The organism is Sporosarcina sp. FSL K6-1508, assembly GCF_038007465.1.
Classification (GTDB): Bacteria; Bacillota; Bacilli; order Bacillales_A; family Planococcaceae; genus Sporosarcina; species Sporosarcina psychrophila_B.
In genome coordinates, this window is the sequence record NZ_JBBOXF010000001.1 from 4,056,456 (window position 1) to 4,070,651 (window position 14,196).

At 41.2% G+C, this 14,196-nt stretch carries 7 protein-coding genes and 1 pseudogene; 1 reads left to right on the plus strand and 7 read right to left on the minus strand.

The features are described from left to right. Window positions 1–3 precede the first annotated feature (3 nt). The 3 genes and pseudogenes from MKZ11_RS20910 to MKZ11_RS20920 all read right to left on the minus strand — a co-directional run bounded on the left by MKZ11_RS20910 (window position 4) and on the right by MKZ11_RS20920 (window position 5,143). Window positions 4–2,610, minus strand: coding sequence for a cation-translocating P-type ATPase (locus MKZ11_RS20910; RefSeq protein WP_340796279.1), 2,607 nt, complete (start codon window positions 2,608–2,610; stop codon window positions 4–6). A 1,137-nt stretch (window positions 2,611–3,747) separates the two neighbouring features. Beyond that, window positions 3,748–4,307, minus strand: a pseudogene (locus MKZ11_RS20915) (ATP-binding protein). 191 nt (window positions 4,308–4,498) lie between these two features. Continuing rightward, window positions 4,499–5,143 carry a 2OG-Fe(II) oxygenase gene (locus MKZ11_RS20920; RefSeq protein ID WP_340796280.1) on the minus strand — a complete coding sequence of 215 codons (645 nt, stop codon included), beginning with the start codon at window positions 5,141–5,143 and terminating at the stop codon, window positions 4,499–4,501. Between the two features lie 549 nt (window positions 5,144–5,692). Here MKZ11_RS20920 and MKZ11_RS20925 point away from each other — a divergent pair. Continuing rightward, on the plus strand, window positions 5,693–7,765 hold the full coding sequence (locus MKZ11_RS20925; protein WP_340796281.1) for a S9 family peptidase: 2,073 nt from the start codon (window positions 5,693–5,695) through the stop codon (window positions 7,763–7,765). A 284-nt stretch (window positions 7,766–8,049) separates the two neighbouring features. Here the strand turns inward: MKZ11_RS20925 and MKZ11_RS20930 are convergent, their stop codons facing one another. The 4 genes from MKZ11_RS20930 to MKZ11_RS20945 all read right to left on the minus strand — a co-directional run bounded on the left by MKZ11_RS20930 (window position 8,050) and on the right by MKZ11_RS20945 (window position 14,182). Continuing rightward, the gene (locus MKZ11_RS20930) at window positions 8,050–8,265 is read right to left on the minus strand and encodes a hypothetical protein (protein WP_340796282.1); all 216 of its coding nucleotides are present in this window, start codon (window positions 8,263–8,265) and stop codon (window positions 8,050–8,052) included. Between the two features lie 601 nt (window positions 8,266–8,866). Beyond that, window positions 8,867–10,231 carry an S-layer homology domain-containing protein gene (locus MKZ11_RS20935; RefSeq protein WP_340796283.1) on the minus strand — a complete coding sequence of 455 codons (1,365 nt, stop codon included), beginning with the start codon at window positions 10,229–10,231 and terminating at the stop codon, window positions 8,867–8,869. Between the two features lie 135 nt (window positions 10,232–10,366). Beyond that, a complete protein-coding gene (locus tag MKZ11_RS20940; RefSeq protein WP_340796284.1) occupies window positions 10,367–11,752 on the minus strand; it encodes an S-layer homology domain-containing protein in 1,386 nt (461 codons plus the stop codon). Window positions 11,753–12,169: 417 nt separating this feature from the next. Continuing rightward, window positions 12,170–14,182 carry an acyltransferase family protein gene (locus tag MKZ11_RS20945; RefSeq protein WP_340796285.1) on the minus strand — a complete coding sequence of 671 codons (2,013 nt, stop codon included), beginning with the start codon at window positions 14,180–14,182 and terminating at the stop codon, window positions 12,170–12,172. Window positions 14,183–14,196 lie beyond the last annotated feature (14 nt).

Genomic DNA, 14,196 nt, shown 5'->3' on the forward strand with positions numbered 1-14,196 from the left:
GTATTATTTTCTTCTCACGAATAACACTTTATACCACTGATTAATTAAAAACGGCATAAAGGACAAGATATAAATGTAACCTAATTGAACTCCATTTAATGACGCGACTTCAAACACACCCGTTAGCGATGGAACAAATAATACTAAATGTAAACATAGAAACCCTATTAAAAATGCAAACCACGTATATTTATTCGTAAATACTCCAATTGTAAAGATCGATTCTCTAGATCTGGAGTTGAAGCCATGTACTAATCTTGACAAACATAATGTTGCAAATGCCATTGTGCTTGCTGTTAGCGTATCTCCCGTTGACAATCCCATTCGAAAAGCAATAATCGTAGAGATAGCAATTAATAAACCTTCAAGTACCACTTGAGTTGTAAATGTTTTATTTAATAATGGTGTATGAATATCTCTAGGCTTGTCCTTCATCGTATTTTTATTATGCGGCTCCAAACCGATTGCAATTGCCGGCAAACTATCGGTAAGTAAGTTAATAAATAATAGATGCACGGGTGCAAAGGGAACTGGTAAACCTAATACGGTTGCATATAAAACAGCAAAGATAGCACCCGCATTCCCTGATAATAAAAATTGAATAGCGTTTTTAATATTCGTATACATGCTTCTGCCATTCGAAATCGCTTTGACAATCGTTGAAAAATTATCATCCGTTAAGATCATGGAGGATGCATCTTTCGCTACCTCGGTCCCGGTTATGCCCATCGCCACACCGATATCGGCTTGCTTTAAGGCAGGGCCATCATTGACACCATCCCCCGTCATCGCAACGACATGTCCTTTTTCCTGCCAAGCTTTCACAATTCGAATTTTATGTTCTGGTGTTACGCGGGCGTAGACAGAGACATCTTGAACCTTTTCTTGTAGTTGTTGATCCGTTAATCCTTCAATTTCATATCCTTCAATCACTTCTGACGGTTCATTTACTAGTCCAATTTGTTTAGCAATCGCTGTTGCAGTTATTTTATGGTCGCCTGTAATCATAACTGGTTTAATACCTGCATTTATACAACTTTCAACCGCTGCTTTTGATTCTTTTCTCGGAGGATCCATCATCGCTATTAATCCGACAAAGATTAAATCTCTTTCGATTTTCACATCGATTGTTAAATTTTTCTTTACCTCTTTGTAAGCAATTGCGAGCACTCTTAATCCATTCATGGAGAAGTCACGGTTTATTTCTTCGATTCTTTTACGATGTTCTTCCGTAATCGCAAATATCCCTTTTGAAGTCTCGACTTTCAAAATCCTTGGTAAAAGAACATCTACTGCTCCCTTTGTAATCATGATCGATTGCTGATTGAACTGATTTACTGTAGTCATCAGCTTTCTGTCTGAATCAAATGGTATTTCCGCCACTCTTGGATAGTGATCTCTAACGATTAACTCGTCAAGATTATACTGTTTCCCTAATTTCACGAGTGCAATTTCAGTAGGGTCACCGATTTCTTTATGGTCCCTTTCCAAGGCGTCATTACATAATAGTGCTTTTAAGAGTAGTTTTTTCTCAATTACATTTTCTACATGTAGTTGATCATACGGAATGACTTTTTGATCAACATATACGTGTTGGACACTCATTTTGTTTTCGGTTAATGTTCCCGTTTTATCTGAACATATAACAGATACACTTCCTAGACTTTCGACAGCGTAGAGCTTACGTATAATGGCATTTTCCTTCGCCATTTTTTGAGTCCCGAAAGCCAGTACAATAGTAATAATCGAACTTAATGCTTCCGGAATTGCTGCAACTGCTAGCGAAACTGCAAACATAAATGAATCTACTAACTCGCGTCCCCGAAAAAGGTCGATCGTGAAAATGGCTAAACAAATTATTGTAATCCCTAAAGCTAACTTTTCTCCAAAATGATCCAAGCTTACCTGTAAAGGTGTTTTCTTCTCTTTCGCAGTATCCAGTAAATTTGCGATTTTCCCGATTTCTGTTTCCATTCCAATAGCTGTAACAATTACAGTACCGCGTCCATTCGTGACAAAGCTTCCAGTGAACACCATATTCTTTTTATCACCCAGCGTTACATGCTCTTCTTTGATGGGCGTGGTACTTTTCGACACAGCCAATGATTCACCTGTCAGCGAACTTTCATTTATATGCAGATTATAGCTTTCTAACAATCTTCCATCAGCGCTTATATAGTCACCAGCATCCAAATAGAGAAGATCCCCAACCACTATATCTTCTGAAGAAATCTCCATTATCCGGTTATCCCGCATCACTTTTGCAACGGGAGAGGTCAAAGTCTTCAGACTATCCAAAGACTGTTCTGCCTTCACATGCTGTACAGTGCCGAGGATTGCGTTTAAAATAACGACAATCATTATCACAATCGTACTTTCCACTTCACCTAATAGAAATGAAATGAAAGCGGCTATCAATAAAATAATGACTAATAAATCTTTAAACTGTCCAAAGAAAACGGCGACTGTACTCGTCCTTTTTCCTTCCGCCAACTCATTATAACCGTATACTTCTTGTCTTCTTTGGACGTCATAATCACTCAATCCTTGATTTGTTACGTCCAATACCTTCATAACTTCAACTGATGATTGTTGATGATATTCTGACATTCGATTCTCCTTCCAGTGTGAGATCTTGACTATATACAGTAGATAGTATCCTTCTATTTCCTAATCTTTCAGTTGGCGAATTTTATTTCCTCATTGAGTAGACCCCTTTTGACTTGTCCTTTCTTTTGCAATTAATGACTTCACTTGAAAACATTTCCGAAAAATAGCGTTTGATAATAAGTCAATCCATTTTTCTCTTAAACTACTTCACCACCATAATACTTAAACTCTAGCAATATTATTCCTTATTCTATGCCCGTATGATAATAATCAATCTAAAAAGCTGAAAGAACTTAAGAGTTCTTGTGTAAGACACTCACGCAAACAATTCATATATATATGTTGAAATAAAGAATCCCATTGAATCCGCTTCGGCGCTAGGGGATGCCTCCCACCATAAGCCAGGTAGCCTTGTAAGGCACCTTCACTTAGTCTATATAGATATTCATTTGTTCAACATATATATATGAGTAAACACAAAAAATCAGACATTCGCCAAGATGTCTGATTTTCATTTTATTATTATGCAACTAAACTGTATTTTCTCCATATAAGACAAGCAACAAAAGTGCAATAAGGTACCTATATATATTGAATTATAGAATCCCATTGAATCTGCTGTAGCGCTCCATAATGAGAGAGTTGTAATTCGGGGTGTGGATTGTAGATCGCTTGGCGCTTTGGGGATGCCTTTGCCGCGCCGGCGCTAGGGTGTTCATTATCGGGAGAAATGTGAATTTAAAATGTATATGCCCATATTATAAGGTGATTACTATTTGATACTAATTATAGTCAAGAAAGCCGGACTCCAGATTGCAGATTTTATCACAGATAATGAAATGCGTTTTCTCAGATAGACCATCCAACGAAGGCGCGACTTCGTGGTAGCCGGAGCGATAAGACTAAGGAGGGATGCAGTTCAATCCCTCCCAAGTGCTCTCCTTTCCGGCTTACCGCGGGAGGCATCCACAAAGCGTCGAAGCGGTATTAGTAGAAGTTCTAATTCACTCCAAGTATTAGGGCTTTTTCATTTGTTCAACATAGATAGTTCAAAACTAAACTTAATCATTATCCAGTAAGTTAAAGAGTTCCCCTTATCGTTCCCGCGTTTCAACCGCATCAATGCGTTATGAATTCTTATACACTTTGAGCGATATCAATAATTTTTCGAGTAACTGGCTGAACTTCATCCGTACTTTTGATTACAAAGAAATGACCAGCTTCACTTTCTATTGGTGCTGTCACGTCGTCTTTATGGGACTTAGCCTGTTGCCGAATAAGTACTTCCTCAAAAGTAGAAGCACTCCTAAATATAGCTGTGCTGCGCTGACTTTTAGCAACTCGCGCTTGAAGAACTTGATCCGGAATATCAAAATTGACGAGGATGCTGCTAAAGCCTCTATTGTGAAAATGTGCGAGCAGATCCAAACGACCTTTGCGAGAACGATTTGAGTTACAAAGAATGAGATAAAATTGGTCTGGTTAACAGCATAATCTACTATTGTTTGGGTGATGGCGTACTTGATCGTATTAGGTCCTTCTTTTGGTTGTAAGGTTTTGTAATAGGTATTAATGAATTCAGCATGGTTATCTTGATCAATCACATGTGAGTTGGGCAGCTGTTGTTCTAAAGCTTTAGCAAATGTAGTTTTACCGCTATGGGTTTTACCGACGGTCATAATCACTAACCTTTTCATCAACGCAACTCCATTCTTCAAGAAGGTAAGGTTTTTTCATGTGCAATTTCGATGGAATTTTACAACCTAAAAAAGCACTCGTATTGAGCGCTTTTCATGATATGTTAAAATCTAATTTACCGACTATCCATTTTTCATTCCTTTATTTGCAACAACAGCAGTTGAATGAATACTAAAATTAAAAGATTTTGTCATCTAATTTTTTGTTTTCTCATCCATTGCGTCGCGACCCACTTTTCACCAGTTATAACTGGTGCGCCTCCATGTAAAGTTAACTCGTTTAAATTTTCGTCATTATAGAAATATTCAAAATAAACGGCCATACCTTTTTGTGGGGTTACCGAAAGATTCAATTTAGGGAAAAAGGTTTCTCCACCTTGTTCTACATCATTTAAGTACATAATGAGCGTACTGATTCTATTATTGTTTGCTACTTTACTTGTTGATGAAAAAAAATCATAATGAGCTTTATACTCTTGACCAGGGGTATACTTAAGAATTTGAATGCCTTCTCCGTGTTCAATAGGTATATTCATAATCGACGAAATTCTTTTTTCCACTCTAGCTACAGTTTCATTTTCACTTTCACTTTCTTGAAAAAACATACTACTACTTGTTCGTAGTTCATTTACTTCACGTGTCTTCCCAATTTTTGAACGTTGCATTTTGTCCTTGGACAACCTGATTAGTTCATCACATTCTTCGTTACTTAAAACATTACCTAAAACCACGATTAACGGCTCTTCAAATCGAGTGATTATATCAATCTCTCTGTCCGTTTTTATTTTATTTCCAGTGTGATCAAATATAGTTTGTTCTTTATTCTCCGTTACCATCTTCAAACGACCCCTTATACAATTTAATTTTCTGAACGAGTGCGTTTTTTAACATGATTATATGTGTTAACGGTCTTCTTACTTGATTACAAGAGAATGCTCTTATACTATCTTCTCTGAATGGTCCTATTTTATCACATATTTTTAACATACCGCAAATTTAGAAAACATTTTATCATAAGGCTGTTTTCGTAAATACGATGGCTAATACCGTGTAAATTTAGTGGTGAAATTTAATGAAGAGGATATAAAGAATGAAAAATAACTGAATAACACTATCAATTTTTTCTTGGGAGTTTCATTTGTGAAGGAAAGTCGGTTATTTTTCTATATGCTAAGGGAAAATCTAAAATCCCTTAATCGTTTTGTACGTGAAAATGGAGGAGTTTTCTTTTTTTCATGCAATTGCATAGGCATGAAACTAATGAGGCTATTTAAACATTCATGTCTGTTCAAAAATTCTAGAATGTTTCGAGTAAATCTTATTGAAAAGAGGGTTTCCCGAAGCATATCGCGAAAATAATGCGTATATCGAAAGGAGAATCATAAATGAAACCACCTATAGCTAAACGCCTTCCATATACCCAGGAAATGCATGGCGATGTCCGCGAAGATGACTTTTATTGGCTGAAGGATCGCACGAATCCGGAGGTTATCCAGTATTTAGAAGACGAAAATCGGTATTACGATGAAGTCATGCATCCACTCAAGGAACAAACTGAGCAGATTTATCAAAGCATGATGGACCGTGTTCCTGATTCGGAAGTAGACGTGCCGGTTCAACACGGACCCTACTTCTACTATTCCCGTTTGGACAAAGATAAGCAATACCCCATCTATGCACGCAAGAAGGCGGCAGGCCGCGAGCTCTTGTCAGAAGCACCGGAAGAAGTGGTGCTCGACCTGAATGAATTGGCGTCAGATGGTGACTATTTAAGCGTTACAGCACAGCGAATGAGTACCGATCATCACCGTCTTGCCTATTTGGAGAATCGAGATGGAACGGACCGATATATCGTCTATGTAAAGGACATGGAAACAGGCGAGCTTCTACCCGACCGGATTCCAGATGTCTTTATATATGGAAGTATGGAATGGAGCCGGTGCGGTGACTATCTATTTTACGTTACCGTCGATGAGCATCAACGTCCTTGCCGGTTATGGCGGCATCATTTAGGAAGTGATGTCGAGAGCGATGAGCTGATCTTTGAAGAAAAAGATACGACATTTACGTTATATATGAATAAATCACAAACAGGGAAATTCATTGTTGTGCATTCAGATTCGAATACGACGAGCGAAATTCGTCTAATCGATGCGGATTCTCCATTATCTCCTGTACAGCTAGTAGATGCGCGGCGCGACGGAATCAAATACGACGTCGAGCATTGGGGAGATGACCTACTCATCCTGACAAACGAAGGGGCACTGAACTTTCAGCTACTCCGTTGTCCACTTGATGACCTTCATTCACGGGTGAAAGTCGTGGAGTATCACAAAGATCGTTATCTTCAAGCCATGTACCCATTCAAAGACGCTTTGCTTGTCGCGGGCCGTGAGAATGGATTGACGCAAATCTGGAAGCTAAAAGACTGTGAATTGGTCCAGCTCACATGGGATGAGCCACTCTACACAGTGTCGATTTTATCCGATCAAAGCTATGAGGCAACAGAAGTATTACTCAGCTTTGAGTCCTTGCTCACTCCAAAAACAACGTACAGTCTAAATTTGCAAACAGGAGAAAGGCTTCGTTTGCAAGTGGCTCCCGTCAGTGGCGACTACGATCGTTCTCGCTTCCACCAAAAGCAAGTTTGGGCGACAGCCGAAGACGGAGTTAAGGTGCCGCTGACCCTCGTTTATCTGGAAAGTGCGTTCGATCAGGGGACTGCTCCGCTGATCCTGTCTGGGTATGGATCCTATGGAGCGAACAGCGATCCGTATTTTAGTCCGTACAGACTCCCCCTCTTGGAAAAAGGAATTGTCTTTGTCACGGCGCAAGTTCGTGGCGGTTCCGAAATGGGGCGTAGTTGGTACGAGGATGGAAAGATGCGTAACAAACGAAACACGTTCACTGATTTCATCGCTGCGGCGAATTATCTGATTGAAGAGGAATACACAACCCCGAGCCAAATGGCTGCCCGCGGAGGCAGTGCTGGAGGATTGCTTGCAGGTGCAGTGGCAAACATGGCCGGCGAGTTGTTTCAAGTTATCGTTCCTGAAGTGCCGTTCGTCGATGTCGTCACAACGATGCTCGACACGACCATTCCCCTCACCACTCTAGAATGGGACGAATGGGGCGACCCTCGGGACCAAGGAGACTATTTCTATATGAAATCCTATAGCCCATATGACAATGTGGAAGCGAAAGACTATCCGCATATGTATGTCACTACCGGCCTGAATGATCCGCGAGTCGGTTATTGGGAACCAGCCAAGTGGGTCGCACGCTTAAGAGAGTTGAAAACCGACGACCATGTACTTGTCCTCAAAACGAATATGGGTGCCGGCCATTTCGGCGAGTCAGGCCGTTTCAATCACTTGAAAGAAGCCGCGGCGTGCTATGCATTCATTCTGGATAGGATTGGTGTGACTGCCGACCTAAAAGCTCAGGAGGCTCATTAATAAGTAGTTAAAATAAACCCGTTGGAAAAACAGGAAGTTTTTTCTCCAACGGGTTTTACATTTCTCCTGGATTTATTTTACAAGAGGTACCTGTATTAGACACAAAGATGAACAATTCACACGTTTGAGTAATTACGCAAAATACAAAGTTAATCGCGCATTTACTGTTTCACTTTGTATTGGATTCACTGAATAGTACTAAGCACAGGTACCTAAAATCAATTTCTCCTACAAAAAAATAGCACCAATTTCTATTTAATAGAAATCAGCACTTCGTTTATTCCCTATACGCTGCGTGATGCTTTTGGCGGTTGGCACACGTCACATTTACGTTGGTTATTATTATTAAATTTCGTAAATGTTTTTTCAAAGTCGCTTCCACATGCACATTTAAATAGTAACTTTTGAGAAAAACCGTGATATTCAGTCGTTAACAACTTACTTTCGGAATTATTCTCTACAAATACTTTAATTTTATCGATTGTCCATCGTTTAGCCATTCTTTTACACCTCCATATTTTATCGATAGGCGGAGGCTTTTTTGGGGCATCCGTTCAATTATGAGTAAAAGTCGTAATTATCCTAAGTTTCCTATTATAACATGAGCGGACACACAATTAAACAGATGGAAGGGATCTTATTTAACTTATCTGCACCTAGGGTTTAAGTTAAATACTACATACCTCGATGCCAGGTACTGACACCATTTGTACCTTTCAAATTGTGGCGACAGCTGAGTACGGTGCATCTATAACAATTCAACTAAAAAGATCAAAGTACAATAAGGAGCCATTCTAAGACCTACATGATCGACTCCCCATTTACTTTTCATGCAATTACAGGGCATTGTCGGATAGCTTTTTACACTGGTACCCGTCTTTATCCAGCTCAGTGAAATAGGAAAAACAATTCTGCATGACGGGGTTTTCCGGAACAAGTATCAAATTTTTTAGTAATTCTTCGAGAACGAAAGAATGGATGCCGAAGGTAAATCCCCATCGCAAGACTATCACAGCAGCAGTTTAAAAATGAGTGGCAACCGTCGCCAGGACGCTGCCACTCTTTTATAAATTCAGAACAACATTTCACTTACTGTTTTTATCATTTCTTCAGCGAATGTTTCTTCCCTTTCGTGTCTGTCACAATCAACTGCGTATCCGTCACTTCCATCCGTTTCCCAAGGATATTCGACAACTTGATTGTTTTTTTATCCAGTAAACTGTACTTGAAGACGCCTTTTTTATTGAAATAATACATAATAGAGTGGTCATGCAGCACGGAGAGGAATTCCCCGCCCGCTTCCCGAGTCAAGTTTGGTTGGTTGAGCGATTCCTCGTAAAAGTCATACGTCACGCGCGCATCAAAAGTAAGTTCCTTCCTCTTATCGCTGCTGCCATCCATCGCTGTGGAATAAAGCACTAGCGTACTGTCCTTAAAATCATCGGGACCAATCGAGCGTGGACCCATATCTGTGTAGAAAATCCGGTCATTCCAAACAAACATATTGGTCATCTGGCTCGGCTCTTTCATTTTCACCAAATCTTGTCCATCCGTCTTCATCTTCATCACAGCGAAAGCGAATGGCACTTCATCCGCTTCGGCAAATCCGCCGCTCCAGTAAGGGATATACAGCTCATCGTTATAAAGGACGAGCCGGGTATTATCATGCAAGAAAATAACTGATCCAAAATCCCATTGGCTCTTCGGTATATCCTCTCTTTTCAAAATCACTTCGCGTTTACCGGTTTCCTTGTTTTCTTTAATAATCGAATAACGGTACTCTTTGTCCCGCTCTGTGAAATAGGTAAAGCCATCCTTTTCAACAGTTTTCCCTTTTGTACTGACATAAGTATGGTATTTGCTTAGTTTCATTTTATCATCCATGGCACGGACTAAAAATGCCGAAAACTGTGCACGGGTGACGGAATTCGATGGCATGTATTTGCCGTCGGATCCGCCTGCAATGCGCTGCTTTGCAATCCCGTTGATGTCCTGGTATGCCCAATGAGCGGGCGTAACGTCGATAAACGTCGCCTGCTTATCGAGCGGCAAGTCGAACGAACGGCGCAGGATCGCGGCCATTTGCGCGCGAGATGTTTTTTCACCAGGACGCATGTAGCCATTGTCGCCGCGGAGAATTCCTTTTTCATTCACCGTCGCCAGAATCTGATAATAAGGTAATTTTTTGGATACGTCTTTGAATTCGACGGACGTATTTTCCGTCAGTGGAATGTTCAATGCCTTAATGAGCATCGATGCGGCTTGCGACCGGGTGATCGGCTCATTCGGCTTGAACGTGCCGTCCGGGTAGCCGCCGATAATATTACGGTCGGATAAGTACTTGATTTCATTCTTCGCCCAATGCTTGTCCACGTCGGAAAACCGGGTGGCCGCCTGAGCTTGGAACGGGATGGCTGTGAACACGAGCAGCAGAGCCATCAACGCTGTGGTTAGTTTGCTTTTCAAAATGATAGTCCTCCTTGGGTTTCGATGCCTATGCAGGATCGCTTTTTGTGAAATCCAGGTTGGTGTGCCCCTATAGTAAACGGTTGGTTGACGGTTTTATCTTCTGGACAGCTGCCAACCTGGTACTTGCTGACATTATTTCTTCAGCGTATGTTTCTTCCCTTTTTGATCCGTGACGATTAACTGCGTAGTCGTAGCTTCCATATCCTTCGCCAGCACATTCGAAATCTTGCTCGACTTTTTATCTAGCAGACTGTATTTGAAGACGCCCGCTTTATTGAAATAGTACATAGTGGAGTGGTCATACAACACTGATTTGTTGCTTTGGTTCACATAAGGAACGCTTGGCATAGCAGATACGTCATCAAAAATAATCCGTGTATTAAAAGCAGATTCTTTTCTCTGATTGCTACCGTCCATCGCTGTGGAATAGAGGATGAGCGGGCTGTCCTGTGGAATGTCTTGGTTAAAGTTCCAATTTAAATAAGGTTCATCTTGATTTTTTTCATTGGTATAGTAGATTCGATCATTCCAAATAAATAGATTGCGGAACGTTCGCCCACCCATCCCCTGCATCAAAGAAGAGTCAATGGGAGCGTCCTCCACACTCGTCTTCGTTCGGATCAATCCATACGAAAACGGGACATCGGTCATTTCATGGACTGCAGACCAAAACGGGATGAAAATTTCTTCGTTATAGACGATTAGCGGGAAACCTTCATGGAACCTGACAATATAGATGGCATCAGAAGAAAAGTTCTGATTACTCAATAACACTTCGCTTGCGCCGGTTTTCAAATCTTGTTTGATCAGTTTACCGCATGTATAGCAGTCTGGAGGAATGGTATACAGTGATCCGCCGTGCTCGACGGCTTTTCCTTTCACACTGACATAAGAATGATAGCTGCTGAGTTTCATTTTATCATCCAGCGCACGCACAAGAAATGCCGAAAATTGTGCACGGGTAACAGGATTTGCGGGCATATATTTGCCGTCCGAGCCACCCGCGATGCGCTGTTTCGCGATTCCATTGATGTCCTGATACGCCCAGTGAGCCGGTGTGACATCAACAAATGTCGCTTGCTTGTCAAGCGGCAAGTCGAACGCACGGCGCAAAATCGCGGCCATTTGCGCACGGGATGTTATTTTACCGGGACGCATGAAACCATTGTCGCCGCGGAGGATTCCTTTTTCATTCACCGTCGCCAGAATCTTGTAGGATGGAGAATTTTTCGAAACATCTTTGAATTGGACGGATGTATCCTCCGTCAACGGAATGTTCAATGCCTTAATGAGCATGGCGGACGCCTGCGCTCGTGTGATTGGCTCATTCGGCTTGATTGTGCCATCCGGATAGCCTCCGATGATATTACGGTCGGATAAGTACATGATCTCTTTCTTCGCCCAATGCTGATCCACGTCGGAAAACAGGGCGGATGCCTGTACCTGGGATGGGATGACTGCGAATAGGAGCAGCAGTGTCAGAGTCATCCATGCTGCGGCTAATTTGCTTTTCATCATGATCGTCCTCCTTTTACAGTTTCAGAGCCTACAAACTTTTATAGAAATAATAACATTCGTGTTTATTGAAACAATTATGAATGTTTGCGGCAGCCAACGTACAGACGGCAATTTTCAGGAAAAGTTTCAAATGTTTTTAAATAATTTTGGAGAATATAGAAATGCGTTCTAATTCCGCGATACATGCCCTCATAGGATTCATGTAACAAACATGACAGATTATCACACCAGCAGCGGTTTAAAAAAAGTGGCTAGCGTCGTTAGGACGCCGCCACTCTCTTAATATATTCAGTTTATTTTTTCATTTGTTGATCAAACCGGAGTTAATTTAAGTGCCTGGTTCAAAAACAATTCCGAATTGCATTAAAACCAAGCACCTTTCATTATCTTTATTACTATTCAACAAAAAAGTTCTTTTTAAAACCCTTCCAAACTCTCCAACGCCTGCTCCAAAGGTTCCTTTAAAGGTAAGGCTAATGTTTTTGCATACGTTGCCGTGATATGGTTATTGTCACGATACACGATGATATTCCCAATAACGGAAAAGCAAGTTGTTTGATCACAGAAATAATCCGTGAGGTCTGCGAATATCACGTTCGATGGAATGCCCGCGGTATTCTCCCATGGCACTTCCTTCGAAACCCCCTTATCCCTTGGAATCGCACATCTCAACGGGTTTTTCTTCTTTTCTAAACAGCTAGGGATTTTCTTTTTCATACGAGGGTTATCACGTACAGCGAATACCGTGGTAATCCCCTCCAGTTCTTTCCACTGGTTAATGTAACCTTTTGGGATGGTCTTCCGCTTATTCAATGTGGATGTGGTGAAAACCAAGTCTGGCGGATCTTCTTTTAAGTGTTCGATTAAATTCTCATTCCAATTTAAACAAGCTTTGGTTAAGTGATGTTCCGGATCTTCGTTTGTAAATCGGCAGCCATCTTGATTGTAGACGTCAATCTGGAAGTTCAAGTCTTCCGCTAAAACTTCCAATGCAGGAAACCAATGTCCCGAATGCGACCCGCCGACCAGCGCTACCGTATAGCTAGGATTCGTTAACACCCCATACGAACATTTCTTCACGTTGACACTATTTTTCGCAAAGCAGTTTGGATTCTCATAAAAGGAAGGAAGATCTGATTGAATATCGATGGAAGCCGGGATCGGAGCGATGCCTTTTGGGGGCTCGCTATTCTCATAGATAGCCTTCGCTCCCGGGAAGTTTTTTTCATCATGACTGACGACCAGCGCATCAGCCTTTACTTTTTCAATATACGTTGTAACGGCTAGTATTGAACTTCCTGTTACCATCAACAGGCCACATAAGACAGTCACAAGTCTGCCCTTCATTCTTTTTTTATCCAACTTCAGAATGGGTGCTTCCAGTAGCTTTGTAGAGAGCAGCGATAAAAGAACCGCCGCCATGACCATGACACTCCCTGCAAGAATCGGAACGGTTTCTACGTCCACAATGGCCTTATAAAAGATCAAAAGAGGCCAATGCCATAAATAGATCCCATAAGTAAGACCGCCTAAAAACGTCAATGGCTTAACACTTAACAATCGGTCCACGCCAAATTTCGTACTATTTTCGGAAGCGAGTAACACCAATATTGCTCCACTAATCGGGACAAGTGCTAAATAACCAGGGAACCCCGTTGATACTGGAAGCAAGAAACCTGTTAAACAAATGATGGAGAGCCCGAGCCATCCCAACACCGTGTTTACCCATTTATTCATCAGTAAGTATGGTAAAACCAATGCTAGCATACCGCCAATGCTAAATTCCCACATGCGCGCAAACGTATCAAAATACGCCCAAGGCTGATTCACTTCTGTTTGATAAATAGAATAACTAATCGAACAGATGAAGACGACAAACAATGCCATTAGAAAAGTTTTACGTACCGGTGTCTTCAAGACTTTCCGGGCTAAAAAATACACGGAAGTGATTAAAATCGGCCAAAGGACATAAAATTGCACTTGTACACCCAGCGACCAAAAATGTTGAAATGGACTTACCGCATGATCTCGCGCTAGATAGTCAACAGCATCCAACGCCAATCGCCAGTTTTCAAAGTAGAGGGTAGACGCGGTCATATGTGTAATGATTGAGCTCCATTCCAACTGAGGTAAAAACAGCAATGCAAGGCTTCCAATCACGATGATGACCAATAAGGCTTGAGGAAAAAGCCTTCTCGCAAGTCCCACTAAAAAATCTCCAAATTGCACGGTTCCCGTTCTCTCTATTTTTGATAGAAGAGACATGGTAATCAAATAGCCTGATAGAACAAAGAATACATCAATTCCTCCTGATACTCTCCCCAGCCAAATATGATAAATCACGATTAACAACGTCGTAATCATACGTAACCCTTCAATCTCCGGGCGATATCTTTTTTGAGGGCTCTTTAAATCTTCCATTTTATTCATTACACTCCCAGTAT